Source organism: Pseudomonas sp. KCJK9058 (genome assembly GCF_046230975.1).
Taxonomy (GTDB): domain Bacteria; phylum Pseudomonadota; class Gammaproteobacteria; order Pseudomonadales; family Pseudomonadaceae; genus Aquipseudomonas; species Aquipseudomonas alloputida.
Genome location: NZ_JBJJLR010000013.1, coordinates 87,647 through 114,373 on the forward strand (window position 1 = coordinate 87,647; position 26,727 = coordinate 114,373).

At 64.2% G+C, this 26,727-nt stretch carries 18 protein-coding genes and 1 riboswitch; of the genes, 10 read left to right on the top strand and 8 right to left on the bottom strand.

Annotated features, from left to right (window positions below; translation table 11 throughout):
- Position 1: 1 nt before the first annotated feature.
- Complete coding sequence (gene mnxG, locus ACK59Z_RS10195; protein WP_409292936.1) at positions 2-5,845, bottom strand: manganese-oxidizing multicopper oxidase MnxG; 5,844 nt, start codon at positions 5,843-5,845, stop codon at positions 2-4.
- A gap of 328 nt (positions 5,846-6,173) precedes the next feature.
- On the opposite strand from mnxG, the gene ACK59Z_RS10200 reads away from it, so the two are divergent.
- Together ACK59Z_RS10200 and ACK59Z_RS10205 are read left to right on the top strand one after the other, a co-directional pair.
- Positions 6,174-7,247: an enoyl-CoA hydratase/isomerase family protein gene (locus tag ACK59Z_RS10200; protein ID WP_108190405.1), complete on the top strand. Its 1,074-nt coding sequence runs from the start codon at positions 6,174-6,176 to the stop codon at positions 7,245-7,247.
- 16 nt (positions 7,248-7,263) lie between these two features.
- Entirely contained in the window at positions 7,264-8,415 is a 1,152-nt protein-coding gene (locus tag ACK59Z_RS10205) for an acyl-CoA dehydrogenase family protein (protein WP_014590771.1), read from the top strand.
- A 101-nt stretch (positions 8,416-8,516) separates the two neighbouring features.
- Here ACK59Z_RS10205 and ACK59Z_RS10210 read toward each other — a convergent pair whose 3' ends face one another.
- Positions 8,517-9,449, bottom strand: coding sequence for a LysR family transcriptional regulator (locus ACK59Z_RS10210; RefSeq protein ID WP_003247933.1), 933 nt, complete (start codon positions 9,447-9,449; stop codon positions 8,517-8,519).
- Positions 9,450-9,573: 124 nt separating this feature from the next.
- On the opposite strand from ACK59Z_RS10210, the gene ACK59Z_RS10215 reads away from it, so the two are divergent.
- Positions 9,574-9,834: a DUF2790 domain-containing protein gene (locus tag ACK59Z_RS10215; protein ID WP_003247932.1), complete on the top strand. Its 261-nt coding sequence runs from the start codon at positions 9,574-9,576 to the stop codon at positions 9,832-9,834.
- Between the two features lies 1 nt (position 9,835).
- Here the strand turns inward: ACK59Z_RS10215 and ACK59Z_RS10220 are convergent, their stop codons facing one another.
- Complete coding sequence (locus ACK59Z_RS10220) at positions 9,836-10,528, bottom strand: tRNA (adenine(22)-N(1))-methyltransferase (protein ID WP_409292938.1); 693 nt, start codon at positions 10,526-10,528, stop codon at positions 9,836-9,838.
- 136 nt (positions 10,529-10,664) lie between these two features.
- On the opposite strand from ACK59Z_RS10220, the gene ACK59Z_RS10225 reads away from it, so the two are divergent.
- Complete coding sequence (locus ACK59Z_RS10225) at positions 10,665-11,045, top strand: RidA family protein (RefSeq protein ID WP_004577524.1); 381 nt, start codon at positions 10,665-10,667, stop codon at positions 11,043-11,045.
- 214 nt (positions 11,046-11,259) lie between these two features.
- The gene (locus tag ACK59Z_RS10230; protein WP_003247926.1) at positions 11,260-13,260 is read left to right on the top strand and encodes a U32 family peptidase; all 2,001 of its coding nucleotides are present in this window, start codon (positions 11,260-11,262) and stop codon (positions 13,258-13,260) included.
- 705 nt (positions 13,261-13,965) lie between these two features.
- Here the strand turns inward: ACK59Z_RS10230 and ACK59Z_RS10235 are convergent.
- Complete coding sequence (locus ACK59Z_RS10235; protein ID WP_019437001.1) at positions 13,966-15,291, bottom strand: sigma-54 dependent transcriptional regulator; 1,326 nt, start codon at positions 15,289-15,291, stop codon at positions 13,966-13,968.
- A 341-nt stretch (positions 15,292-15,632) separates the two neighbouring features.
- Between ACK59Z_RS10235 and ACK59Z_RS10240 the strand changes: the two genes are divergently transcribed.
- Positions 15,633-15,899: a hypothetical protein gene (locus ACK59Z_RS10240; protein WP_003247923.1), complete on the top strand. Its 267-nt coding sequence runs from the start codon at positions 15,633-15,635 to the stop codon at positions 15,897-15,899.
- Between the two features lie 106 nt (positions 15,900-16,005).
- Here the strand turns inward: ACK59Z_RS10240 and ACK59Z_RS10245 are convergent, their stop codons facing one another.
- From ACK59Z_RS10245 to cobW, 4 genes are all read right to left on the bottom strand, one after another.
- On the bottom strand, positions 16,006-16,596 hold the full coding sequence (locus ACK59Z_RS10245; RefSeq protein WP_108190406.1) for a VWA domain-containing protein: 591 nt from the start codon (positions 16,594-16,596) through the stop codon (positions 16,006-16,008).
- Between the two features lie 77 nt (positions 16,597-16,673).
- Positions 16,674-17,687 carry an ATP-binding protein gene (locus tag ACK59Z_RS10250; RefSeq protein ID WP_108190407.1) on the bottom strand — a complete coding sequence of 338 codons (1,014 nt, stop codon included), beginning with the start codon at positions 17,685-17,687 and terminating at the stop codon, positions 16,674-16,676.
- A gap of 1 nt (position 17,688) precedes the next feature.
- Positions 17,689-21,450, bottom strand: a complete 3,762-nt coding sequence (gene cobN, locus ACK59Z_RS10255; RefSeq protein WP_409292941.1) for a cobaltochelatase subunit CobN — start codon at positions 21,448-21,450, stop codon at positions 17,689-17,691.
- A 3-nt stretch (positions 21,451-21,453) separates the two neighbouring features.
- The gene (gene cobW / locus ACK59Z_RS10260; RefSeq protein ID WP_003247913.1) at positions 21,454-22,521 is read right to left on the bottom strand and encodes a cobalamin biosynthesis protein CobW; all 1,068 of its coding nucleotides are present in this window, start codon (positions 22,519-22,521) and stop codon (positions 21,454-21,456) included.
- Positions 22,522-22,620: 99 nt separating this feature from the next.
- Positions 22,621-22,838: riboswitch (cobalamin riboswitch) on the bottom strand.
- 100 nt (positions 22,839-22,938) lie between these two features.
- Between cobW and ACK59Z_RS10265 the strand changes: the two genes are divergently transcribed.
- The 4 genes from ACK59Z_RS10265 to ACK59Z_RS10280 all read left to right on the top strand — a co-directional run bounded on the left by ACK59Z_RS10265 (position 22,939) and on the right by ACK59Z_RS10280 (position 26,355).
- Entirely contained in the window at positions 22,939-23,091 is a 153-nt protein-coding gene (locus tag ACK59Z_RS10265) for a hypothetical protein (protein WP_004577132.1), read from the top strand.
- Positions 23,088-23,450 carry a hypothetical protein gene (locus tag ACK59Z_RS10270; protein ID WP_392522985.1) on the top strand — a complete coding sequence of 121 codons (363 nt, stop codon included), beginning with the start codon at positions 23,088-23,090 and terminating at the stop codon, positions 23,448-23,450. The genes ACK59Z_RS10265 and ACK59Z_RS10270 overlap by 4 nt, the downstream gene beginning before the upstream one ends.
- 171 nt (positions 23,451-23,621) lie before the next feature.
- Positions 23,622-25,199 carry an ATP-binding cassette domain-containing protein gene (locus tag ACK59Z_RS10275; protein WP_409292943.1) on the top strand — a complete coding sequence of 526 codons (1,578 nt, stop codon included), beginning with the start codon at positions 23,622-23,624 and terminating at the stop codon, positions 25,197-25,199.
- Positions 25,200-25,335: 136 nt separating this feature from the next.
- On the top strand, positions 25,336-26,355 hold the full coding sequence (locus ACK59Z_RS10280) for a branched-chain amino acid aminotransferase (RefSeq protein WP_003247906.1): 1,020 nt from the start codon (positions 25,336-25,338) through the stop codon (positions 26,353-26,355).
- The last annotated feature ends 372 nt before the right edge of the window (positions 26,356-26,727 follow it).

Genomic DNA, 26,727 nt, shown 5'->3' on the forward strand with positions numbered 1-26,727 from the left:
GTCACTGCGCCGGGGCCGTTGCCGGCGGCGCTTCATTGGTCACCCGCAAGATCCCCCACAGCCCCGAGAGGTTGCCGTAGGCGGCGTAGTCGCGGAACAGGTAGTCACCCGCCACCGCGTTGGCACCGCCGGCACTCGGCAACATGAAGCTGAAGTGCGCCGCTGGCAGTACGCTTTCCTGCGCGCCGATGAACATGGCCATCGGGTTGTAGCCAAAGCGCACCGAACCGATACCAGGCAGGCTAATCGGGTAACCGTCCGCATCGCTCTTCTCGGCCTGGTAGTTGTGCAGTGGCCATACGTGCCCGTCCAGCTGGTAGACCATGCCGCGGCTGCCACCACTGGGCATCACGATATGGTTGCGCACCGGTTGGCCAGGCTTGGCGTACAGCACCGGGGTTTGCGGGTCGCCACCGACCAGGGCGTTGGCGTAGGCCATGTGGGCGTTGGGTACATCACCAAAGCCCAGGCCATTGGCGCGGCCGAATGGCGAGTCGGGCGCCATGCCGAAGCGCAGCCACAACGGTTCGGTCTTGTAGTTGACCGCCATGTTGCCGTTGTCTTGCGGGTCACCGGCAGCACCGTTGCCTTCGGTATTGATGCCTTCTACCGGACGACCATCGGCCCAGCGCATGTTCAGCGCGCGCTGCCACACCGTGACGAAGTCGCGGTAGTCCGGCTGGCCGCTGACCTTCACCGTGGCCTGGGTACGGGTAGCAGTATCCTCGGTCCAGGTGGCGGTTTGCGGCAGGATGCTCATGGCGCCCACCAGACCTTTTTGCGGCTGCTTGATGAAGTCTGACGGGGTCAGGTTGAGGCCGCCGAACTCAATAGGCGTGGTGTTTATGTTGTCCACCGTGCGGCCCAGCTGCGACACCGGTTTGCCTTCACGCTCCAGGTGGCCGGCGTAGTACTGGTACTCCTTGGTCGGGTAAGCGCCGCTGGTGCCGGCACGTGGTGGCACGGTCTGCACAGGGTTCAGGCCAACGTTGGCACCGTCTGACTTGGTGATGTCGTAGGCCAGCAGTTGTGCATGCAGGCCCACGTGGCTGGACGGCCGCATCAGGTTGTTGGCAAAGGCGGTGGAGCCTTCGCTGTCGAAGCGGTCACGCTTGACCACGTTGTGCATCACTGCAGTGCTCGGCAGGTCTGGCATCACCAGTGGCAAGCGGTTCTCCAGGGTGATGCTGATGCAGTCGCCGGCATTGGCGCGCAGTACCAGCGGCTCTACCGGGACACCCGCCTTGAGCTTGCCGGTGGTGGCATCGAGGTCAGCCTTGCGCACGTACAGGATCGCGGTCGGGTCATGCAGCGGCGCACTGTGGCCACCGATGGTGAAAGGCTCCCCATCTTCGGGGTCTACCCCGCTCACCAGCGGGATGGCGGTTCTACGGCTGTTGAACACCAGGGTGCCGCCGTTGGCCTTGAGCGCGCCACCGACATGCTGGCCGACGCCCGCCGGGTCGTTGATGCTGACGCCGTTACGGTTTTCGAGGATGTCGTTGGCCAGCGCTGCGACGATCTCGTAGCTGCGCTTGACCGTGGTGCGGGTACCGATGCCGTTCGGGTTGGCCGTGGTTTTGGGGCAAATGCCGTTGAAGTTCACGGTGTTGCGCATAGCCACCGGCTGCGGGTTGTTGGGCAGCGGGAACAGGTCGGCACGCTGCGCGGTGTAGTTGCGCATGATGCCCCAGATACCGTTCCAGTAGCCCTCCAGGGCCGCGTCCAGCGAGTACAGGTAGTCGCCGTTGGTGGCTGCCGAACTGGAGATCATCGACACCGGCGCCATGAAGCCCAACTGCTCGGAGATGCCGATCATTTGCGACGACTTCCAGCCCGAGTTGGAGCTGTTGCCGAAGCCAGAACCGTTCTGCAGCCATTTCACGCCGTGCAGGGTGACGTTGTGCTCCTCTTCATGGCCACCGGCGTGCATGCGCAGGCGCACGTTGTCGCCGGAATAGGTGCGCAGCAACGGGGTGAACGGGTCGCCCGGCTCGGCGCCAGCCGTGTTGATATGCGGCGGGAACAGCGTAGTGCCGCCGGTAGGGCCGACTGCCGAGGTAATCGCCGATGGCGACAGGTTCATCGCCGGGATGGCGCGGTCGGTACGGGTTTGCAGGGCATAGCTGAGGTCGCCGGCCAGGCCGTCGGCCTGCATGCCACGCTTGCCGTCCGGGCCGACCTTGTTCGGGTCATACACGCGCAGGGCCAGCGGCTCGTTGCGGTAGTTGACGACGAACATCCCCGGATCATCCACCGAGATCGCCTGCGGGCATGGCCGGCTTGGGCAGCCCGGGTTGAGACCGCCGCGTTTCTCGACGATGGCTTCGAGCAGGTTCGACGCCTTGCCGCGCACGGGCGGGTTGATGGCGTAGCGGAAGCTGTCGGCTGTGGCCGGGTACGACTGGGCATTGGGAATGCCGTCCGGCCCTGCGCCCACGTACACCCCGGCTTCATAGGCATGCTGGAAGTCACTGTACTCCAGGAAGAACTCGCGGTAGCTGTCGTTCTTGCCGTCGCCATCGTGGTCGCCGGTCTGGATCACCGCCTGCCACGAGGTCGGGCCGCCGTCCTGGCGCGTGGCCGGGTTGTACAGCTGCTCGCCGGTTTCGGCGTGGTACCAGGTGGAGCCGGCCGGTTCGGCCAGCACGGTGGCATACAGGCCCAGTTGCTGGTGAGTCGATGGGCCAAGGTGGTCATGGGTGAAGATGGTACCCAGGCCGCGGTCGACGTTATGCACGTTCACCAGCGGGTCTGCGAACCAGCGCTGCATCGCGGTACGTGCGCCCAGCCAGTCGGCGCGACCAAAGCGGCCGAAGTACGGGTGCTGCCTGGCTTTCGGGCAGGCTGCGGTGCCTTCGCGGCTATCCCCTTCAGTGCAGCCATTGTAATTACGAATGGCCTCTACGCGCTCGACCACGCTACCGGGCGAAAGTATGCCGTCTTCGTAGTTCCAGCCGTTGGCCGAGCCGTCGGCCGCGGTCAGGTCCCACTTGGGCAGGTGGATGTGCTGGCCGATCACGTCGGTCGGGGTGCGCACCTGGTAATCGTCCATCTCATAGATGTTCGGGATCAGGTTGGTGTGCTGGTACATCGCGCAGTCGAAGGTGTTCATGCGCATCACCAGCGGCTCTGGCGGGCGCTGCTTGGTAATGACCGGCCAGGCGTCTTCCCACAGGGCAATGATGCGTGCCTGCGGGAAGTGGTAGCCCACTTTGTTGTACACCGCGTCGAACTGGATGTTGGCCCCTTTGTAGATGCGTGGGCGGTCGGCAGTGAAGGCCGAGGCGCCACGGAAGTTCACGCCCGTCAGGCTCTCTCCACTGTTGAACTCCCCAACCCCGGAAGACTGGGTCAGGCGTTTTCCACGGTCATCCATGCACGGTTCGTAGTACGGCGCACCTGCAGTCGGCAACGCGCCGTTGGTGCGGAACGCCTTGGCCACCGGCTGGCTGCCGGGGATCAATGCATAGCTGGGGTGTTCAGCCATGGCGTGGAACTGCATGGCGGCCTGCTCGACATCGGTGCCCTCTTCCGGCAGGTAAATGGGCTTGGCCTTGTGCACGACCTTGGTGAAGTCCAGTTTGGTGGTGGTGGTCTCCGCCACGCCACCGGCGGACACACCGTCCAGTGCATGGCGGCCAAGGCCGCCGTCCCAGCCATCGACCTGGTTCGCATCCAGGTTGGCCCACAGGGCTTTACCACTGTCTTTCAGTTGCCGGGCCAGGGCCGGGTCGAGCATGTCCAGGGGCGGGGTTGGCGGGCGGTTGCCCACGCTGCTTTCCATGCCGCCGATCCAGAACGGGTAGCCTGGGTTTTTCAGCGTGCCGTCGGCATTGCGGTTGGCCTCGGTGCGATCGACCAGCGCCAGCGAGCCCACGGCCTTGCGCACGGGCGCCTCGCTGGCGTGGTCGTCATCATCCTCGTCTTCGTGGTCATCATCGTTGGCAGCAAGCAACGCTTCGGAGAGCTTGGGCACGACCACGACTTTGCCGGGCATGGGCGCCATGGCCTTGCCGGGCAACGGCACGATGGCCGGAATCGGCGTACCGGCAACGATCTCGCCATCGGGCAGGGCCCGGGCGCCAACGGCCGGCTTACCGCTACGCAGGGCGAACGGGGTACTGTGGAAGCCATTCTCGCCCTGCCCGCTCACCTCCAGCCGCGTGCCTTCCTCGAACACGTCATGTACCCGCCACATGGCCCACATGCCCTGGGCGAAGTGCGGGTAGAAGTGACAGTGGTAAATGGCATCGCCGGCAACGCGGTTGCGGTTGCCCGAACCACCGTTGGCGATTTCGTAGGTGTAGCCGACGCCGGCGCCGATGCCTTGGGCATCGATGTAGTCGGAGTTGTCGTCATTGGGGTTGAACAACCACTGATGGCCGTGCAAGTGGAAGATGTGCTGCTCGTGCCCGTTGTGGGTGTTGCGGAACTTGGTGAAGTCACCGATATAGCTGTGGTGCACGTTGGCAGGCTCTGAGGGGTAGAGGGCCATGCTGGCCTTGACCCCGACGGCGCTGGCCGGCGGCACCTCGCCCGGGCGGATGTGTTCCAGGCCGACGTTGGCCGGTACATCCACCAGGGTGCCTATATCGCCGACCGTGTGGGCGCTGAGGAAGAACTCCTCATAGGCACACGACAGGCAGTCGTGCATCGGGCCCACCCCCAAGCGGTTGGCCACCACTTCGGCACCCATGCCACCAGAGCCGTAATTGATCATGAACGAATCGCGCGCCGGCTCCAGCACGTGGCCCATCACCGGGTCGGCCCAGTAGCCAGGGAAGGCCTGGGTACCGGCAACCTCGTCGGCGAACTGCGAGGCGAAATCACGGAACGCTTCCAGTCGGTTGGGCAGCGCCGGGTTGCGTTTGCCCGCGCTTTCCAGCGGGTAAGTGGAACTGGGGAAGCTACCGTCAGGGTTGGGCCCCATGACGATGGCATCGGTTTCGCTGCTGATGATCTCGTTGCCGTTGACCATGGCAATGATCGGTTTGCCGGCCTTGCCTTCGGCGATCCACGGTTCGACCTGCGGATAACGGGCTTCGTAGTCGATCACGGGCTGGCCGGTGGCGGTTCGACCCGTGGTGGCCAGGCGCATTTCTTCTTCAGTGAGGGTGTTGCGGTAGGTACGGCCCAGTTTGGGCACGACCACCACCTGGCCGAACAGGCCGTTGGAGACGTTGCCCGCCGTGCCCTCGCCGCCGAACGTAGCGGCTTTGCTGGTGGCGGCGAAGGCCCCTTCGCGCTCGGCATACAGGGTGTAGCTGCGGGTGCTGCCGGGGCTGACGAAGAAGTTGCCGTTGCGCCCGGTGTAGGCGGAAATATCGGCAATGCTGTTCACCGCCTGCATCCCGTTGACCTGGAAGCCAACCATACGCTCGGCCACCTGTTCGTCGGCGACAAAGCCTTCACCGCCTTCGTTTTCAACCTCCGGCCCCTCTTCCTCGCCCTCGGGCTCTTCAGCCTCGATACCGTGCTTGTTGGGGTTCGCCTTGTAATCCAGCAGGTTGGTCAGGTTGACCGTCAGGCAGTCACCGGCCGCCACGCGCAGCACGATAGGCCGCGGGCGCTTGTCCGGGCGCAGGGTGACCTTGCCCGGTACCGCGGCCCCGCCCTTGCTGAGGGGGACCTGCTTGTCGTCCACCACGTCCTCACGGAGGGCAAACATCATGCCGTTGGCGTTTTGCGCGCCAAGGCGGTTAAACATCAGTGGCTGGTCCAGTGCCACCACGTTGGCGACCAGGGTGCGCTGGCACTGCACAGCCGCCTCACTGGTTGCTTCCCAGCCAAGCAAGGCGAGTACAAGTGATGACAGGATGGGGCCTTTGAGCGGCGTCGACATGCTGCACCTCCGGGACACAGGATCTCTGCGGTGAGCTGGAGCAAGGTGTGTGCCAGAAGAAAAATCCAATATTAATCAATAACTTGTACGATCAACCGCAACGGATTGGGGAGGATCCCCCAGCAGGTTCCCCCGAATCGGGGGACGGAATCCCGTGGGGGCAAAGGCTGCTCCACAAGCGCGCGCTGGCATCAGACAAGGTAAAAACGCACGGTACCCTTGCACAATTGTCGATTGTGCAAGGCAAATTCGCATGCCAGGATCCTGCGATCCTCCAGCGAACTCCAGACTTCACTTGGAAAATCAATAACAAAGCAGGGAGAACGCAATGACTGCACACGCCCATACCCCGGCAGCAACCGACCATGTACTGGCCGAGGTCCGTAACCAGATCGGCCACCTGACCCTGAACCGCCCAGCCGGTCTCAATGCCCTGACCCTGGACATGGTGCGCAGCCTGCGTCAGCACCTGGACCAGTGGGCCGACAACCCGCAGGTACGCGCCGTGGTCCTGCGCGGCGAAGGCCCCAAGGGGTTCTGTGCCGGTGGCGATATCCGCTCGCTGTACGACAGCTTCAAGGCCGGCGACACGCTGCATGAAACCTTTTTCGTCGAAGAGTACGCCCTCGACCTGGTCATCCACCGCTACCGCAAACCGATACTGGTGGTGATGGACGGCTTCACCCTCGGGGGCGGCATGGGCCTGGCGCAGGGCTGCGACCTGCGCGTGGTCACCGAGCGCAGCCGGCTGGGCATGCCCGAAGTTGGCATCGGCTACTTCCCGGACGTGGGCGGCAGCTACTTCCTCTCGCGCATCCCCGGCGAGCTGGGCATCTACCTGGGTGTCAGCGGTGCCCAGATCCAGGCGGCCGACGCCTTGTATTGCGGCCTGGCCGACTGGTACCTGGCCAGCGACCAGCTCGCCGCCCTCGACCAGGGCCTCGACCAGCTCGACTTCAGCGACCACCCGCTGAAGGACCTGCAAAACCTGCTGGCCAGGCTCGGTACCCAGGTACTGGATGATGCGCCACTGGAAAAGCTGCGCCCGGCCATCGACCACTTCTTCGCCCTGCCCGACCTGCCAGCCATCGTCGAGCAACTGCGTGCGGTGAGCCTTGGCGACAGCCACGCCTGGGCGGTGGCCACCGCCGATCAGCTGGAAACACGCTCGCCTCTGGCCATGGCGGTTACGCTGGAGATGCTGCGCCGGGGGCGCGAGCTGGGCATTGACGACTGCTTTGCCATGGAACTGCACCTGGACCGCCAGTGGTTCCAGCACGGCGACATCATCGAAGGCGTGCGTGCCCTGATCATCGACAAGGACAAGCAGCCCCGCTGGAACCCGCCGACCCTGGCCGCGCTGCAAAGCCAGCGGGTCGAACAATTCTTCGAAGGCCTGTGAGCCCGGGAGTACACAGATGCAAGACCTCGAACTGAGCGAAGAACAGATCATGATCCGCGACATGGCCCGGGACTTTGCCCGTGGCGAAATCGCACCCCATGCCCAGGCCTGGGAAAAGGCCGGCTGGATCGATGATGGCGTGGTGCGCAAGATGGGCGAACTGGGCCTGTTGGGCATGGTGGTGCCCGAGGACTTCGGCGGCAGCTACACCGACTATGTCGCCTATGCCTTGGCCGTGGAAGAGATCGCCGCCGGTTGCGGCGCCACCGGGGCGATGATGAGCATCCACAACTCGGTAGGTTGCGGCCCGCTGCTGGCCTACGGCACCGCCGAACAGCAACAGCAGTGGCTGCCTCGCCTGGCCAGCGGCGAGGTGATTGGCTGCTTCTGCCTGACCGAGCCACAGGCCGGCTCCGAGGCGCACAACCTGCGCACCCGCGCCGAGCTGGTGGATGGCCAGTGGGTCATCAACGGTGCCAAGCAGTTCGTCAGCAATGCCCGCCGTGCCGGCCTGGCGATCGTCTTCGCAGTGACCGACCCGGAGCTGGGCAAGAAAGGCCTGTCGGCGTTCCTGGTGCCCACCGACAACCCTGGGTTCAAGGTTGATCGCAGTGAGCACAAGATGGGCATTCGCGCCTCCGACACCTGCGCAGTGACTTTCGACAACTGCCGCATTCCTGCCGCCAATATCCTCGGTGAGCGTGGCAAGGGCCTGGCCATTGCCCTGTCCAACCTCGAAGGCGGCCGTATCGGCATTGCCGCCCAGGCCTTGGGCATCGCCCGCGCCGCATTCGAAGCGGCGCTGGTCTACTCGCGTGACCGCATACAGTTTGGCAAGCCGATCAACGAACACCAGAGCATTGCCAACCTGCTGGCCGACATGCAGGTGCAGGTGAACGCCGCACGTTTGCTGATCCTGCACGCCGCCCGCCTGCGCAGCGCCGGCAAGCCGTGCCTGTCGGAAGCGTCACAGGCCAAGCTGTTCGCTTCGGAGATGGCCGAGCGGGTGTGCTCGATGGCCATCCAGGTGCATGGTGGGTACGGCTATCTGGAAGATTACCCGGTGGAGCGCTACTACCGGGATGCGCGGATTACCCAGATCTATGAAGGGTCGAGCGAGATCCAGCGCATGCTGATTGCACGGGAATTGAAAAACTATCCGCTGTAACGCAAAGGCAACGCGGTTCTTGGGGGGGCGGGCGACGCTGTGGCTGGCACCGGCTTTGCCGGTGTTCGCGGGCGCGCCCGCTCCCACAGGACCCTCTCGCCTCAGCGCCAATACCGCGCGTCATCCACCACCCTGGCATGCCCCTCGAACAGCGCCGGCAACTGCTCCTTGAGGTAGTCGATCCAGGTGCGCACCTTGGCGTCCAGGTAGTGGCGTGACGGATACATCGCATACAGCGCACTCTCCCTCAACCGATACGGTGCCAACAACCGGCGCAAGCGCCCCTGCTCGATCGCCTCGCTGGCGGTGTAGAACGGCAGCAGGCCAATGCCCATGCCCAGCTCGCTGGCCACCAGCATGGCGTCGGCAACGTTGGTGGAAAAACTGTCATTCGGCGCAATCACGCACTGGTCAACCCCTTGCGGGAACACCCAGTCGCCTTCGTACATCGGGTAAGCCATGCGCAGGCAGCGATGGCCGTGCAAGTCTTCCGGGCGCTCCGGTACACCGTGGGTATCCAGGTAACCGGGTGCCGCGCAGGGGATGCTGAAAATGTTGCCCAGCGGCACAGCGATCAGCTGCGAATCCGGCAGCGCACCGTCCACGGTGATCACCACATCATGCCCTTCTGCCAGCGGGTCGGGGTTGCGCTGCGACAGCGTCAGCTCGATCACCACTTCCGGGTATAGCGTGTTGTAGCCGGCCACCAGCGGCATCAGCAACAGCCCCATGCCGTGCGGGCAGTGCAAACGCAGATGGCCGCGAGGCGTGAGGTGCGCCCCTCGCGCTTCGCCCACGGCTTCTTCGGTCAGCAGCATGATCTGCCGTGCACGCTCCAGAAACCGCTCACCCGCCTCGCTCATGCGCAAGCGCCGGGTGGTGCGGTGCAGCAGGCGGGTCTGCAGCTGGTTCTCCAGCTCGGCAACGATGCGCGAAACCTGCGCTGCAGAAATATCCAGAGCATTGGCAGCTGCAGCGAAGCTGCCACATTCCACCACACGGGTGAAGGTACGCATGGCATGCAGCATATCCATGAAGGTGTGCTCCTTTCTTTGTCTTATTCTTGCGTTACAGGCAGGAATCTATCACGGTTTAGCCCATTTATTGTGGATGACCAATGAATAGATCATTAGCCATCCATTAAAAAAGGAGCCTGTCATGAAACGCTCGATCGCTGTCCTTGCCATTGCCGCTGCCTTCGCCTCGTTCGGTGCTTTTGCCGATGCCGGCAACAACCAGCCAGTCAGCAGCCAATATGAATACGGCATGCCGCTGGACGTGGCCAAGGTCATCTCCATCACACCGGCCAGCAACGCCGCCGACTGCCAGGTAGGCACCGCACACATGGTGTACGTCGACCATCAGGGCCAGAAGCGCGAAATCGACTACCGGGAAATGGGCAACTGCTCGCAGCAGTGAGTCAGGCCAGCACCTGGGTGATCCAGCCCACGTGCTGATTGAAATCGTCGATCTTCGCCTGAGGCACCGCATCGCGGGCCCGCTGGAAATTGGCCAGGGTCTGCTGCTTCTGCCGCAGCATGCGCCGCCACTTGACCACAAACGCCTCGCTTTTTTCCTGCATCAACACGGGGCCGAAGTACAGCTGTTCAGCGCTATACACCCCCCTGCCCGGCTCGGCGACGATGATCTCGTAATCGAAGCGGTTTTCCCGTAGCAGCTCTTCGCTGACGATCTGGTAACCATTGCCCGCCAGCCACTGGCGCAGTTCGCGCTCACCGCCATTGGGCTGCAGTACCAGGCGCGTGACGCCGCCAAGGCGCTGCTTGCCGGCTTCGAGTATCTCGCACATGGTGTCGCCGCCCATCCCGCAGATGCTCACCACCGAGATACGGTCTTGCGGCTCGACCGCTGCCAGCCCATCGGCCAGGCGCACGGTTACCTGCGCTTGCAGGCCGTTTCTGCGCACATTGCGCTGGGCCGAGGCGAACGGCGTCTGTGCCACTTCACCCGCTACAGCGGCCTCGAGCACGCCACGCAGCATCAAGGCCACCGGCAGGTAGCCGTGGTCCGAGCCAATGTCGGCCAGGCGCGCGCCCTGTGGCACATGGGCGGCCACGCGCTCCAGGCGCCTGGACAAAGTCTGTTCGTTCAACGTAAACCTCTGGTTTTGCAATCGCCTGCGATTCTGACGGCGAACGCCGCGCATTTCAAACGCCGAGGCACCCTCGACCGGGCAGGTGCGCTCGCGTAGGCTTGCCGTTTTCCTTCCGTTGCAAGGCAGACACACCATGGCACATGCAGACATCATCTACACCCCGGACCCGGACGCCGAGTCGATTTCCTCGGACGTTGCCGAGTACAACGGCGTGCTGGTCACCACGCAAATCCCGACCCACGCCGACGGCAGCCTGGAACTGGGCGGCATCGTCGAGCAGAGCGAATGCACCCTGCAGGCGCTGAAAGTGGCCCTGGAAAAGGCCGGTAGCGGTATGGACCGCGTGCTGCACCTGACCATCTACCTGACCGACATGGCCGACCGCGCAGCGTTCAACGAGGTGTACCAGCGCTTCTTCAGCAAGCCCTGGCCGGTGCGTGCGGCGGTGGGTGTGGCTTCACTGGCCTTTGAAGGCATGCGTGTGGAAGTGACGGCGATGGCTGCCAAGCGCTGAGCTGCGCTTGTTGGGGTGCGCAGCGCCCCCAACATCGTTGACTGACTGCAAGATCGCCGGGGCCGCTCTGCGGCCCTTTCGCGACGCAAGGCCGCTCCCACAGTTGCGCGTACCCGCAGCCAATCCCGCACCTCTCGGCACCCCAATGATGCCGCCAGCCCGTTTCACCGCTACAATGCCCGCCTAAACCGTGACAGCCCGAAAATATAACGACATGTCCCTTCCAAAGAATCACCTGGAACTGCTCAGCCCTGCCCGTGACGTGGCCATCGCCCGTGAAGCGATCCTGCACGGCGCTGACGCCATCTATATCGGCGGCCCGAGCTTCGGCGCGCGCCATAACGCCTGCAACGAAGTCAGCGATATCGCCGAGCTGGTCGAGTTCGCCCATCGCTACCATGCACGCGTGTTCACCACCATCAACACCATCCTGCACGACAACGAGCTGGAACCGGCGCGCAAGCTGATTCACCAGCTGTACGATGCCGGCGTTGACGCGCTGATCGTGCAGGACCTAGGGGTGATGGAGCTGGACATCCCGCCGATCGAGCTGCATGCCAGCACCCAGACCGACATCCGCACCCTGGAACGGGCCAAGTTCCTCGACCAGGCTGGCTTCTCGCAACTGGTACTGGCGCGGGAGCTGAACCTGCAGCAAATCCGCGCCATCGCCGCCGAAACCGATGCCGCCATCGAGTTCTTCATCCACGGCGCGCTGTGCGTGGCGTTCTCTGGCCAATGCAACATTTCCCATGCGCAGACTGGCCGCAGCGCCAACCGTGGTGATTGCTCGCAAGCCTGCCGCCTGCCCTACACGCTGAAAGATGACCAGGGCCGCGTGGTTGCGTTCGAGAAACACCTGCTGTCGATGAAGGACAACAACCAGACCGCCAACCTGGCTGACCTGGTCGATGCCGGCGTGCGCTCGTTCAAGATCGAGGGCCGCTACAAGGACATGGGCTATGTGAAGAACATCACCGCCCATTACCGCAAAGAGCTCGATGCCATCCTTGAAGACCGCCCTCAGTACGCCCGCGCGTCCAGCGGCCGTACCGAACACTTCTTCCTGCCCGACCCGGATAAAACCTTCCACCGCGGCAGCACCGACTACTTCGTGACCGACCGCAAGGTCGATATCGGCGCCTTCGACTCGCCAACCTTCACCGGCCTGCCGGTGGGCGTAGTGGAAAAGGTCGGCAAGCGTGACATGCAAGTGGTCACCGACGTACCGTTGACCAACGGCGACGGCCTCAATGTGCTGGTCAAGCGCGAAGTGGTGGGCTTCCGCGCCAACATCGCCGAACCGCGTGGCGAATTCGAAGAAGACGGCCAGAAGCGCTACCGCTATCGCGTCGAGCCCAACGAAATGCCCGAAGGCCTGCACAAGCTGCGGCCCAACCACCCGCTGTCGCGCAACCTCGACCACAACTGGCAACAGGCCCTGCAACGCACTTCCTCCGAACGCCGGGTCGGCGTGGAGTGGCACGCCGTCCTGCGCGAGCAGCGCCTGATGCTTACCCTCAGCAGTGAAGAAGGCGTGAGCGTGCAGGTGGCCCTGGACGGCCCATTCGGCGTAGCCAACAAGCCGCAGCAGGCACTGGAGCAGTTGCACGACCTGCTCGGCCAGTTGGGCACCACCCTGTACCACGCCGACCGCATCGAACTGGATGCCCCGCAGGCGTACTTCATTCCCAACTCGCAGCTCAAGGCCCTGCGCCGCGAAGCCATCGAGGCACTGACTGCAGCACGCGTGCAGGCGCATCCGCGTGGCGGGCGCAAGGCCGAGACTACGCCACCGCCGGTGTACCCCGAGTCGCACCTGTCGTTCCTGGCCAACGTATACAACCAGAAGGCCCGCGACTTCTACCACCGCCACGGTGTGCAACTGATCGATGCGGCCTATGAAGCGCATGAAGAACACGGCGAAGTGCCGGTGATGATCACCAAGCACTGCCTGCGCTTCTCCTTCAACCTGTGCCCCAAGCAGGCCAAGGGCGTGACCGGCGTGCGTACCAAGGTGGCACCGATGCAGCTGATTCAGGGTGACGAAGTGCTGACCCTGAAGTTCGACTGCAAGCCGTGCGAGATGCATGTGATCGGCAAGATGAAGAGCCACATCATCGACCTGCCGACCCCGGGCAGCGCGGTGGCCCAGGTGGTGGGGCATATCAGCCCCGAAGACTTGCTCAAGACCATCCCACGCGGACCGCACTGAGTTCGCCGGGCAGGGCCTCTTCGCTACACGGGCTTGTGGTTTTGGTGGTTCCCTGTAGGAGCGGCTTTAGCCGCGAATACGGTAGCCGCGACAACGGTGAACGGCAGGTGGAAATTGGCCAGCAGGCCCGGCCCTTTCGCGGGTAAACCCGCTCCTACGCAGGCTTGTGCTTCCCCTGTAGGAGCGGGTTTACCCGCGAATACGGTAGCCGCGACAACGGTGAACGGCAGGTGGAAATTGACCAGCAGGCCCGACCCTTTCGCGGGTGAACCCGCTCCTACGCAGGCTTGTGCTTCCCCTGTAGGAGCGGGTTTACCCGCGAATACGGTAGCCGCGACAATGGTGAACGGCGGGTGGAAATTGGCCAGCAGGCCCGGCCCTTTCGCGGGTGAACCCGTTCCTACGCAGGCTTGTGGTTCCCCGGTAGGAGCGGGTTTACCCGCGAATACGGTAGCCGCGACAACGGTGAACGGCCGGTGGACATTGGCCAGCAGGCCCGGCCCTTTCGCGGGTGAACCCGCTCCTACGCAGGCTTGTGGTTTCCCGGTAGGAGCGGGTTTACCCGCGAATACGGTAGCCGCGACAATGGTGAACGGCGGGTGGAAATTGGCCAGCAGGCCCGGCCCTTTCGCGGGTGAACCCGCTCCTACACGGGCTTGTGTAAGAGCGGCTTCAAAGAACGGCGCAAGCGTACCTCAGCAGCAATCACCGTATCTGGTGCTTGTGCAGCAACCGATAGAACGTCGGCCGTGAAATGCCCAGCACCTTGGCCGCCACGCTCAGGTTGTCGCTGTGCCGGTTGAGCACATCGCACAGCGCCTGGCGCTCGGCGCGCTGCTTGTATTCTTCCAGCGTGCCCAGCGGCTGTTGTTCCGGGTCGAGCAGTTGCAACCCCAAGTCCTGCGCCTCGATCTGCCGCCCTTCGGCCAGCACCAACCCGCGGCGCACGCGGTTGGCCAGTTCGCGCACATTGCCCGGCCAGTCATGCCGCCCCATCGCCGCCAGGGCATGGTCGCTGAACGACCGTGGCCGACGCCCGGTCTCCACGCTGTAGAAATGGGCAAAATGGTTGGCCAGCATCGACAGGTCACCATGCCGGTCGCGCAACGGCGCAGTCACCACCTGCAAGACGTTCAGGCGGTAATACAGGTCTTCGCGGAAACGCCCTTGCTCGATGGCCCGCTCGAGGTCCACATGGGTGGCCGCCAGCACCCTTACATCCACCGGTATGGGCTGGCTGCCACCCACCCGCTCGATGTGCTTCTCCTGCAAAAAACGCAGCAAGTTGGCCTGCAACTCCAACGGCAGGTCGCCGATTTCATCGAGGAACAACGTGCCGCCGTCGGCCGCTTCGATACGCCCGGTCTTGCGCTGGTGGGCACCGGTAAAGGCGCCCTTCTCATGGCCGAACAGTTCGGACTGGATCAAGTGCTCGGGGATCGCCCCGCAGTTGATCGCGATGAACGGCTGCTCGCTGCGTTGCGACTGGCGGTGCAAGGTGCGCGCCACCAGCTCTTTGCCGGTGCCGCTCTCTCCGCGGATCAGCACAGGCGATTCAGTGGGTGCCAGTTTACCCAGCAACTTGCGCAACTCGCGGATAGGCCGGCTTTCGCCGAGCAGCTCATGGGTCGTCTCATCGACCTTGACGGCCCCCTTGCCGCGCAAGCGCGCCATGCCGAAGGCCCGGCCCAGGGTTACCTGCACGCGGGAGACGTCGAACGGCAGGGTATGGAAGTCGAAAAACCACTCACACACAAAATCACCGAACGCCGGCATGCGCAACTGATCGGCGCTGAGCACGGCAATCCATTCGGTGTTGCTGCGCTTGATCATGTCCTTGACCGCGTCCGGGTGCCTCAGGTGCGAAGCCTGCAAGCGCAATAGCCCGACATCGCACGTGTGGTCCAGCGCAGCCCCGAGCATACAGCTGTCCACATCCCAGCCTGCGTTGCGCAGGCCAGGTAGCAAGCGGTGACAATCGTCGCAGGGGTCGACGATAAGCAAACGGCGTTGAGCGGCAGGCTGCTGCATGACCGATCCTTGGCGCCAGTTTTTGGTTTTTTGAAGTAAAACAGCAAGTTGTGGCGCCCGTTTAACAGTAGCAACGAAGTTGACGGTTCCCAGTACCGTCTGTCTGCCGAATCATTTTTTTACAAACCGCCACGGGAATTTTCGCACTTTATCGACATCACATGGCGGCGCCGGCAAGAACAGCGTCGACCCTGAAAAAAAATTTACAGCCAATGTGTGACTTACCCACGAACAACGAGCATCAGTAGACATAACCCCGCGCTGCACTTCGCGATCAATGAGGCGACTTTGAAGCAACGCGGACTTCACTTCGATGTTTGGGACCATAGAGAGACCGAACCATGAATGCCCCGCTCCGTGTCAACGAAGCACTGCTGATTGCCGACCACGCCTTCGAACCTTTCCAGTGCGTAGCCTGGGATGCACCCAACGGTACTGGTGAACTGAGCCTGGCAGTGATCGACCGGACCAGCACCCGCATCGGCGCCAAGCAAGTGTCGTCGCGCATCTACTCCGACCCGGCCCAGTGGGCCAGCCTGATCGAAGAAGTGCGCGCCGAATTGTGTGAAAAGGGCTACGACCTGCAACCGTGGTCGATGCCGAAGTAATATTGGCCAGCACAACAAGTGCGTGCATGGTCACGCACTTGTACAACTTCTCTGTTGCTGTTGTGGCAACTTTCCCAATTGCGACAAAGTGTCGCAACCTGCCAGTTCAATCCATCACCTTGAATTGTTGCAAGTGCTGGTAATCAGCCTGCAATTGTTCTGCCAGACGCTGCGCGCGTCCCAGGCGCACGGGCGCCAGTTCCATATCGACCAACAACGTGGCGCATGGCATCGGCTGCACGGTATTGCTGTGCTGCAGGCGACCGTCGGTGAACACCAGGCAACGCAAGGCCTCTTGCGGATGGGCTCGCTGCCGCGCCTGTAGCCAGTGCCGCGCCTGTTCCAGTGCGGCGATCAGCGGCGTGCCCCCACCTGCCCCCAAGGCCTGCAGCCAGGGTTGCAAGGCAGCGGATGCCTTCAGCCCGTGGCGCTGCCACTGTGGTGTGCGCCCGCTGGCAGTCAGCAGGGCCAGGCGGGCGCGCTGGCGATAGGCCTGGTCGAACAATGCCGCCAGCAGCCCTTTGGTCTGTGCCAGCGCCTGATGCCGCCGGGTTGAAGCCGAGGCATCGACGATCACCAGCCACAACTCAGCAGGCCTGCCTTGGCGCTGCTGCCAGCACAGGTCTTGTCGCTGGCGTGGCCGCCCTTTGAGCAAGGTCGGCAGCCAGGCTACCCGGCCGGCCGCCGCATTTCGCACGAGGCCACGGCGGGTACCGTTCTGCTTGCCTATGCCCGCTCTGGCATCCGCCCCTTTGGCTGGTGGCTGGGGGATGCTCAGGGCTTTTTTGCCCAGTTCGGCACCTCCCGGCGGGCGCCGCTGGCCACCGGCTGTGCCGGTAATGCCCCCCAGTCGCCCTGCCCGCCCCGTTCACCCGGGTTGCCGGCGCCAGGCTGCTGGTCAGGCGGCTGTGGCGCCGACGGCGGGTTGGCCTGGGGCGTCATACGGCGGCGATGGCGCAAGGCGAATTCGGCCACCGCCTCGACATCCACTTCTTCGATAGCTGCAGCCCCACGCCAGGCACAGTGGGCGCGCGCAGCGCGCAGCCACACCAGGTCGGCGCGCAGGCCGTCCACGCCGGCGGCGTAGCAGCGCTCGGTAATCCAGGCCAGCGCCTGGTCATCCAGGGCAATGTCGGCCAAGGTCTGGCGCGCCGCCTGGCAGCGCTCACGCAGTTGCGCCTGGGCCTGGGCCCAGTGTGCGCAGAACGCCTGAGGGTCACTGTCGAAGGCCAGGCGGCGGCGAATGATCTGCTGCCGGGCCTCGGGTTCCGGCAAGCCCTCCAGCGCCACGTTCAGGCCAAACCGGTCGAGCAACTGCGGGCGCAGTTCGCCCTCTTCCGGGTTCATGGTGCCGATCAGTACGAAGCGGGCGCTGTGCCGATGCGAGATACCGTCACGCTCGATGCGGTTTGTGCCGCTGGCAGCCACGTCAAGCAACAGATCGACCAAGGTGTCGGGCAGCAGGTTGACCTCATCGACATACAGCACACCGCCGTCGGCCTGGGCCAGCACGCCCGGGGAAAACTGCGCCTTGCCCTGCCCCAGCGCGGCATCCAGGTCGAGGGTGCCGACCAGCCGCTCTTCACTGGCGCCCAATGGCAAGGTGACGAACGGGCCTTCGCCAAGCAGGTCAGCCAGGCCACGGGCCAGGGTGCTCTTGGCCATGCCACGCGGCCCTTCGATCAACACACCACCGATCCTGGGGTCGATAGCGGTCAGGCACAGCGCCAGCTTGAGGTCGTCTGCACCGACCACGGCCGCCAGCGGAAATTGTACGGGTTCACTCATTTCAAGCCTGTTCCTCGCCATCGAGCAGTTGGTCCTCAAGGGCTTCGCGGTAGTCGCCCGGCGCCTGCCACAAGCCGCGCTGCTGGGCCTCCAGCAGGCGCTCGGTGAGGTCGCGCAGGGCCTCGGGGTTGTGCTCGCGCATGAAATCGCGGGTCGCCGGGTCGAGCACATAGGCATCGGCCAGCCCCTGGTAATGATGGTCGTCGATCAGGTGCGTGGTGGCGTCGAAGGCGAACAGGTTGTCGACTGTCGCGGCCATCTCGAAGGCACCCTTGTAGCCGTGACGCTTGACCCCGTCGATCCACTTGGGATTGAGCGCACGCGCGCGGATCACCCGGTTCAGCTCTTCCTTGAGGGTACGGATGCGCGGTCGGTCGGCCTGGCTGTGGTCGCCATGGTAGCTGGCCACCACCGCCCCGGACAGGGTTTCCGAGGCCGCCAGCATGCCGCCCTGGAACTGGTAGTAATCGTTGGAATCGAGCAGGTCGTGCTCGTGGTTGTCCTGGTTCTGCAGCACCGCCTGCACCTTGGCCAGGCGCTGGGCGAACTGGGCGCGGGCCGGGGTGCCGTCGTCGCTGCCGCCGTACGCATAGCCACCGTGGTTGAGGTAGACCTCTGCCAGGTCGTCGCGGCTGTGCCACAAGCGCCCGTCGATGGCGTTCTGCACCCCGGCACCGTAAGCGCCGGGTTTGGCACCGAACACCCGCCAGCCAGCCTGACGTGCAGCCTGCTCGGCATCCACGCCTTGAGCCTGCAGCGTGGCCCGTTCGCTGCGCACACGGGCAGCCAGGGGGTTGAGGTCGTCAGGTTCGTCCAGCGCGGCCACGGCCTGCACGGCGGCGTCGAACAGGCGGATCAGGTTACCGAAGGCATCGCGGAAGAAGCCGGAAACGCGCAAGGTCACATCCACCCGGGGGCGGTCGAGCAGGCTCAACGGCAAGATTTCGAAGTCGTCGACGCGCTGGCTGCCGGTGGCCCAGACAGGCCGCACGCCCATCAGCGCCATGGCCTGCGCAATGTCGTCGCCGCCGGTGCGCATGGTCGCCGTGCCCCACACCGACAGGCCGAGCTGACGCAAGTGATCGCCGTGGTCCTGCAGATGGCGCTCGAGGATCAGGCTGGCCGAGGCGAAGCCCAGGCGCCAGGCTGTGGTGGTGGGCAGGTTGCGCACGTCCACCGTATAGAAGTTGCGGCCAGTGGGCAGCACATCGAGGCGCCCTCGGCTAGGCGCACCACTGGGGCCGGCGGGCACGAAGCGCCCGGCCAGTGCTGCCAGCAGGCCATGCATTTCAGCCGTGCCGCAGGCGTCCAGGCTGGGTGCGACCGCTTCACGCAGGGCCTGCACTACAGCGTGCACCGGTTGCCACTCACTCAGGTCGGGTAACTGTGCTGTGCCTTCCAGCGCCTGCCCGATCACCTGCAGTGCCAACAGCTCAAGGCGCTCGCGGGTGTCGCCACAGGTGCGCCAAGGTTCATTGCTCATGGCCTGCAGCTGTTCAGGGCGTATGCCCTGCCACGGCTGCCCAAGGTCGCAGTCGAGCGGGTCCCAGCCCGGCACCAGTGCTTTGGCCAAAGCCCGCAGCAGGCTGGCATTACCGCCACGGCCGTCGCCACGCTCGACCCGCAACAACGCCAGCAGCGTATCCAGGCGTAGCCGCCCCTCAGGTGACTGACCAAACACGTGCAGGCCATCGCGAATTTGCGACTCCTTCAGGTCGCACAGGTAGGTATCCAGGCGCGGCAGCCATAGCGCCGCATCGTCCAGTTGCCCTTCCAGTTGCAATTCACGGTCGATGTGGTTGGCCTTGACCAGCTCGAGGATGTCACGCTGCAACTCGCGGGCACGCCGTGGGTCGAGCAACTGCGCTTCATAGAACTCGTCGGCCAGTTGTTCCAGGTGGCGCAGCGGGCCATAGGTTTCGGCACGGGTCAGCGGCGGCATCAGGTGGTCGATGATCACCGCGTGGGTGCGGCGCTTGGCCTGGGCACCCTCGCCCGGGTCATTGACGATGAACGGGTAGATGTTCGGCAGCGGACCCAGCAGCGCGTCCGGCCAGCACTGCGCCGACAGCCCGACGCCTTTGCCGGGCAGCCATTCGAGGTTGCCATGCTTGCCGACGTGGATCACCGCATCGGCGGCAAATGCGTGACGCAACCAGAAGTGAAATGCCAGGTAGCCGTGCGGCGGCACCAGGTCAGGGTCGTGATACACCGCGCTGGGGTCCACCTGGTAGCCCCGCGCCGGCTGGATACCGACGAAGGTCAAGCCAAAGCGCAGGCCGGCAACCATCAGCCGGCCGCTGCGGTACATCGGATCCTGTTCGGGTGGCCCCCAGCGTTCCAGCACTGCCTGGCGGTTGGCCTGCGGCAGGCGCTCGAAGGCCACCTGGTAATCGGCCAGGCTCAGGCTCTGGGCACAGGGGCGCTGGTCGAGGTGGTCGAGGTCGTTGGTCACGCCACCGAGCAACTGGTGGATCAGTTGCGTACCGCTGCCCGGCAGTTCGGCCAGCGGATAGCCTTCGGCCTGCAGCGCCTTGAGGATGTTGAGTGCGGCGGCGGGCGTGTCCAGGCCGACGCCATTGCCAATGCGGCCATCCCGGGTCGGGTAGTTGGCCAGCACCAATGCCACGCGCTTCTGGGCATTGGGCAGGCGGGCCAGCTCGACCCAGCGGCGGGCCAGCTCGGCGACAAAGTCCATGCGCTCGGGGTGGGCGCGGTAGCAGACAACGTCGGACTGGCTGCGCTCGCTGCGCCAGGCCATGTCCTTGAAACTGACCGGGCGCGTGATGATTCGCCCGTCCAGCTCCGGCAATGCAATGTGCATGGCCAGGTCGCGCGCGCCCAGGCCCTGCTCGCTGGCTTCCCAGCCTGGCTGGTTGTCCTGCGCGCAGATTGCCTGAAGCACCGGGATGTCGCGGCGAAACGGGCGCAGGTTGGGGCGCTCGGGGCTGGACAAGGCGAAACCGGTGGTATTGACCAGCACTTCGGCGCCGACCTCGTCCAGCCAGGCTTCGACCTGTTCCAGGCAGGCGCTTTCCTTGAGGCTGGCCACGGCGATCGGCAACGGGTTCAGGCCGGCAGCCTGCAGGCGCTGGCAGAACACGTCGATGAACGCGGTATTGGCCGCTTGCAGGTGCGAACGGTAGAACAGCAGCGGCGCCACTGGCTGCTCGGGGTGCCAGTGCGGGTACCAGTCCTCGAGTGTCGCGCTGCCCTTGGCGGGGTGATAGACCGCCGTGCGCGGCAAAGGCTGCGGCTCGTCCCAGGCATAGTCGCGGCCCAGCCATTGGCTGGCCAGGCAGTTGAACAGGTTGATGGCGTTGGCCTTGCCGCCCTGGCGCAGGTAATGCCAAAGCCGCTCGGCCTGCTCACCGCGGACGTTGCCCAGGCTGGTCAGCTCCGGGTCCGGGCGGTCATCGCCCGGCACCAGAATCAGCTGCACGCCACGGGCGGCCAGCTCGACCAGTTGTTCGACACCATAGCGCCAGTAACCAACGCCACCGTGCAGCGACACCAGGATGACCTTGGCGTGGCGCAGCACCTGGTCGACATACAGGTCGACCGAGGCATGGTTCTGCACCTGCATCGGGTTGGCCAGGCGCAGGCTGGGAAAGTCTTCGGGCAATTGCTCGGCGGTGTCGGCGAGCAAGGCCAGGTGTGAATCGCCGCTGCAGAGAATCACCAGCTCGGCGGGTGTCTGGCCGAGGTCGGCAATGCTGTCATCCGGTACGAAACCACCGGGCTGGGTCCGCAGCAGGTGCATGGGTCAGGCGCCCAGTGCCTGGCGCAGGCGCGCTTCCAGCTGGGCAGCATCGAGGTCCTGGCCGATCAGCACCAGGCGGGTGATGCGCGGCTCATCGGCGCGCCAGGCGCGGTCGAAGTGCTTGTCGAAACGGGTGCCCACGCCTTGTACCAGCAGGCGCATCGGCTTGCCCGGGATGGCGGCGAAGCCTTTGGCACGCAGGATACCGAACTCCACCACCAACTGGGTCAATGCATCGAGCAGCAGGCTTTCGTCGGCTTCTGGCAGGTCGATGGAGATGGAGTCGAAAGCGTCGTGGTCATGATCGTCATGATCGTCGCCGTCGTGGTGCGAATCGTGGTGGGTTCGGCGGCCATCGATATGCGCCTCGGACTCGGCACCCACGCCCAGCAGCACCTCCAGTGGCAGCTTGCCGCTGCTGGCCTCGATCACTTTCACCGCCGGCGGCAGTTCTTCGGCCACCTCGGCACGCACCTTGGCCAGGCCTTCGGCGTCGATCAGGTCGGCCTTGTTCAACACCACCAGGTCGGCGCTGGCCAACTGGTCAGCGAACAGCTCATGCAGGGGCGATTCATGGTCCAGGTTAGGGTCGAGCTTGCGCTGGGCATCGACCTGGTCCGGGTAGGCAGCAAAGGTACCGGCGGCCACGGCCGGGCTGTCGACCACGGTGATGACCGCATCGACGGTGCAGGCGTTACGGATTTCCGGCCACTGGAACGCTTGTACCAATGGCTTGGGCAGGGCCAGGCCGCTGGTTTCGATGAGGATATGGTCGAGGTCGCCACGGCGGGCCACCAGCTCGCGCATCACCGGGAAGAATTCTTCCTGCACGGTGCAGCACAGGCAGCCATTGGCCAGCTCGTAGACGCGGCCGCTGGCTTCTTCTTCGGTGCACCCGATGCTGCACTGCTTGAGGATCTCGCCATCGATGCCCAGTTCGCCGAACTCGTTGACGATGACCGCAATGCGGCGCCCCTGGGCGTTGTCGAGCATGTGGCGCAGCAAGGTGGTCTTGCCCGATCCGAGGAAGCCGGTGACGATGGTGACGGGGAGCTTGGCCAGTGTTTTCATGTCGCATTGCCCTTGGCAGTGTGGCGCGGGCATGCAGGACGACAGCCGCGGGCCAGGCCGGCCGGGCTTGTTCGCCACCGGATCACCCCGCCCGGTTGAAAGTCGAAAACGTGACGAGGCAGGTCTCCTGGCTTGCACCGTTCCATGTCCCCGTTCAGTCGAACAGCGGGCTGGCGGGATGACGCCTTCCCGCGCGCTGGCGCAGTGGCTGTGTCGATCCGTTGTCGGTGCTTACAGTTGCGGGGGCAGCCGCGGCTTGTACCGCGTTCCCGTCTTAGCTTCGGCCAGGCCGAAGAACCTCGAAGTGGGCAAGGCTACGCAGTGGCTGGCGGGTGGTCAACCATTGCTGCCGGCTGGTCGACCATAAGGGGAGCAACTGCGCTACAGTGGCACCTTTTCAACGGACAAGGACGCCCCATGCCCCTCGCCCCCGCCCTACCGGTACTGCGTATGTTCTCGGCCGACAAGGCCAAGGCTTTCTACCTGGATTGTCTGCAGGTGCAGGGGCAGGCCCCGTTAGACAACCACCTGCGCTTTTGCCAGCAGATCGATGACGAGGCCAACCCATGAAGGCACTGGGCAAACGCGAAATAGGCCGCCTGGAGCGGGAGTTGGTGGCATGCCTGACCGATGCCTGCGAAACCGCCAAGGCGGAGATTGTCGGCTTCTGTTGGCTAACCCATCGCCTCAACCCGGAGGACTTTCCGAGCAGCCTGCGTATTACCTGGGTATTCGAGCAAGAGGCTGACAAGGCAGCGGCCGTGGTCGGTGATGCGAAGGCGCGCATGCTGGCACTTACCGCTCTGGCGCTGGAGCAAGCCGGCATTCAGCTGGACCATCCGGCCTGGCATGTACGATTCGACAGTGAAGAAGCCTGCGCGCACGGCCACGGCGGAGACTGGGCCAAGCGCTTGCAGACGCAGCGCTGAGCCCCAACCGGCAGCCGATGCTTTACCCGGCCCCAGACGGTCCGTTAGGCTACGCATTCTCTAAATGACGAGGTGTTCGTCCAATGCGCCATTGATGCCGCCGTCCTTTCGACGGCCAGTCTTCAGCCTCCGGTTCGTACCGGAGATGTCGCGGCATTTGTGGAGTTGTGCATGACGAACACGTCGATTATGACGCTGGACAGCGTCTCCTTGGCCTTGCCTGATGGCAGGCCGCTGTTTAGCAACCTCAACGAAACCTTCGACCAACGCCGCACCGGCCTGGTCGGGCGCAATGGCGTGGGCAAAAGCCTGCTCGGGCAGATTCTTGCCGGCCAGCGTGAACCGAGCAGCGGCCATTGTCGGCGCCTCGGGCCTGTCCATTTGCTGGACCAGCAAGTCATCGCGCGCAGCGCCACGCTGGCCGACCTGGCCCAAGTGGGGCCGGTGATTGCGGCGCTGGAGCGCATCGAGCAAGGCAGCATCAAGCCCCAGGATTTCGACACCGTTGGCGAGCGCTGGGATATGCGCGAGCAATTGCAGCTACAGCTTCAGGGCCATGGCCTGGGTCAACTCGACTGGCGCCAGCCCGCACGGACCCTGAGCGGTGGCCAAGCCATGCGCGTGGCATTGATCGGCGCGTGGCTCAGCGATGCCGATTACCTGATCCTCGACGAGCCAAGCAATCACCTGGACAGCAACGCCCGTGCCCAGCTGCTGAGCATGATCGAAGCCTGGGACCGTGGCTTGCTGGTGATCAGCCACGACCGCAGCCTACTGGCGCACATGGCACGCATTGTCGAATTATCCAGCCTGGGCTTGCAGGCCTATGGTGGCAACTACAGCCTCTATAGTGCGCAAAAAGCCAACCAGACGGCGCAGGCCCAGCAGCAACTTGCCCGGCTGAAGCAGGAGCAGCGACGCCAGGCCCGTGAACTGCAGCGCCAACGCGAAGACCTGGAGCGCCATCAAGCCCGAGCCGGGCGCCAAGCCAAGCACGCCAACCAGGCCAAGATTCTGGTCGACCGCAAGCAGGAGCGCAGCCAGGCCACTGCTGGCAAGCAGCGCCGCGACCATCGCGATGCTCGGCAAACGCTACTGGGCAAAGTGCGTGACGCCGCTCGCGAGGTGGAGCAAGACAGCGCTATTACCTTGCACGCGCCCACTCCTCAGCGTCATCCGGGCCGAGAGGTCTTGGCCTTGCAGGCACTTTGCTTGCCCCATGGCACCCGCAAAGCGCTTGACCTGCGCTTGTGCCTGGGCCAGCGCGTAGGGCTGATCGGCGCCAATGGCAGTGGCAAGTCCACCCTGCTCAGGCTGCTGAATGGGGAATTGCCGGCATCGCCCGACAATGTGCGCCTCATTGGTGAGACCGCCCTGCTCGACCAGCACTGCAGCACACTGGCAGGCAACCGTAGCGTGCTCGAACACCTACGCCAAGCCAACCCGACGCTGGCCCAGGGGAAATTGCGCAGCCGCCTGGCGCAACTGGGCCTGGATGCGGCCCGTATCGAACTGCCCAGTAGCCTGCTGAGCGGCGGCGAGCGTATGAAGGCGGCGCTGGCCGCCGTGCTGTACCGCGAACGGCCGCTCGATCTGTTGCTGCTGGACGAACCCGGCAACCACCTGGACCTGCCATCGCTGACAGCCCTGGAAGGTATGCTTGGGCAGTTTCGCGGGGCGCTGATAGTGGCGTCCCATGATGCGGTATTGCTGGAAAACCTGGCGCTGGATGAGTACTTGCTGTTGTAGACACCGAAAAAAAAGCATCGCAGCCTATCAATTCGTGACTGGCCGTTCCCGATCCGCCAAGGATGGTTTAAGGTGGCATGGTGCGCATATAACAGCAGCCCGAGCGATCGGGCACTTGCAAGACAATGAGGGTGTCATGAGCAACGAAAGCATTAATTGGGACAAGCTGGGTTTCGACTACATCAAGACCGACAAACGCTACCTGTCCGTATGGCGCAATGGCGAGTGGGACAAGGGCACCCTGACCGAAGACAACGTACTGCACATCAGTGAAGGCTCCACGGCCCTGCACTACGGCCAGCAGTGCTTCGAAGGCCTGAAGGCCTACCGTTGCAAGGACGGCTCGATCAACCTGTTCCGCCCGGACCAGAACGCGGCCCGCATGCAGCGCAGCTGCGCACGCCTGCTGATGCCGCACGTGCCGACCGATGTGTTCATCGAAGCGTGCAAGCAAGTGGTCAAGGCGAATGAAAAGTTCGTGCCACCGCACGGCAAAGGCGCCCTGTACCTGCGCCCGTTCGTGATCGGCACCGGCGACAACATTGGCGTGCGCACCGCCCCCGAGTTCATCTTCTCGGTGTTCGCCATCCCGGTTGGTTCGTACTTCAAGGGCGGCATGAAGCCGCACAACTTCCAGATTTCCAGCTTCGACCGTGCTGCCCCACAGGGCACCGGCGCGGCCAAGGTCGGTGGCAACTACGCTGCCAGCCTGCAGCCGGGCGCTGAAGCGAAGAAGGCCAACTTCGCCGACGCCATCTACCTCGACCCGCTGACCCACACCAAGATCGAGGAAGTCGGTTCGGCCAACTTCTTCGGCATCACCGCCAACAACGAGTTCGTCACCCCGAAATCGGCCTCGGTACTGCCAGGCATCACCCGCCTCTCGCTGATGGAACTGGCGCAATCGCGTCTGGGCCTGACCGTGATCGAAGGCGATGTCGAGATCAGCAAGCTGGACCGCTTCGTCGAAGCCGGTGCCTGCGGCACCGCAGCCGTGATCACCCCGATCGGCGGCATCGAGTACAACGGCAAGCTGCACGTGTTCCACGACCTGGAAAAGGTCGGCCCGGTTACCCAGAAGCTCTACAACGAGCTGACCGGTATCCAGAGCGGCGATGTAGAGGCACCGGCAGGCTGGATCGTCAAGGTCGCCTGAGGCGCATCAGCTGTATGAAAACGGGGCATGCCAGCGATGGCATGCCCCGTTTTTCATGGGTTTACGCGGCCACCTTGAGGTACGGGTTTACCCGCGAATACGGTGGCGGCAGCGACGGTGAACGGCGGGTGGAAATTGGCCAGCAGGCCCGGCCCTTTCGCGGGTAAACCCGCTCCTACGACGGCCTGTGTCCAACCCACGATGTGTGTCCACCACCGTGGTAGGAGCGGGCTTACCCGCGAATACGGTAGCGCCGGCGACGGTGAACGGCGGGTGGAAATTGGCCAGCAGGCCCGGCCCTTTCGCGGGTGAACCCGCCCCTACGACGGCCTGTGTCCAACCCACGAGGTGTGTCCACCACCGTGGTAGGAG

Coding starts and splice junctions, on each gene's coding strand:
- cobW (WP_003247913.1), bottom strand. CDS start 22,521: ATGAAAACACTGGCCAAGCTCCCCGTCACCATCGTCACCGGCTTCCTC.
- ACK59Z_RS10265 (WP_004577132.1), top strand. CDS start 22,939: ATGCCCCTCGCCCCCGCCCTACCGGTACTGCGTATGTTCTCGGCCGAC.
- ACK59Z_RS10210 (WP_003247933.1), bottom strand. CDS start 9,449: ATGGATATGCTGCATGCCATGCGTACCTTCACCCGTGTGGTGGAATGT.
- ACK59Z_RS10250 (WP_108190407.1), bottom strand. CDS start 17,687: ATGAGTGAACCCGTACAATTTCCGCTGGCGGCCGTGGTCGGTGCAGAC.
- ACK59Z_RS10275 (WP_409292943.1), top strand. CDS start 23,622: ATGACGAACACGTCGATTATGACGCTGGACAGCGTCTCCTTGGCCTTG.
- ACK59Z_RS10280 (WP_003247906.1), top strand. CDS start 25,336: ATGAGCAACGAAAGCATTAATTGGGACAAGCTGGGTTTCGACTACATC.
- ACK59Z_RS10235 (WP_019437001.1), bottom strand. CDS start 15,291: ATGCAGCAGCCTGCCGCTCAACGCCGTTTGCTTATCGTCGACCCCTGC.
- mnxG (WP_409292936.1), bottom strand. CDS start 5,845: ATGTCGACGCCGCTCAAAGGCCCCATCCTGTCATCACTTGTACTCGCC.
- cobN (WP_409292941.1), bottom strand. CDS start 21,450: ATGCACCTGCTGCGGACCCAGCCCGGTGGTTTCGTACCGGATGACAGC.
- ACK59Z_RS10215 (WP_003247932.1), top strand. CDS start 9,574: ATGAAACGCTCGATCGCTGTCCTTGCCATTGCCGCTGCCTTCGCCTCG.
- ACK59Z_RS10270 (WP_392522985.1), top strand. CDS start 23,088: ATGAAGGCACTGGGCAAACGCGAAATAGGCCGCCTGGAGCGGGAGTTG.
- ACK59Z_RS10205 (WP_014590771.1), top strand. CDS start 7,264: ATGCAAGACCTCGAACTGAGCGAAGAACAGATCATGATCCGCGACATG.
- ACK59Z_RS10200 (WP_108190405.1), top strand. CDS start 6,174: ATGACTGCACACGCCCATACCCCGGCAGCAACCGACCATGTACTGGCC.
- ACK59Z_RS10240 (WP_003247923.1), top strand. CDS start 15,633: ATGAATGCCCCGCTCCGTGTCAACGAAGCACTGCTGATTGCCGACCAC.
- ACK59Z_RS10225 (WP_004577524.1), top strand. CDS start 10,665: ATGGCACATGCAGACATCATCTACACCCCGGACCCGGACGCCGAGTCG.
- ACK59Z_RS10230 (WP_003247926.1), top strand. CDS start 11,260: ATGTCCCTTCCAAAGAATCACCTGGAACTGCTCAGCCCTGCCCGTGAC.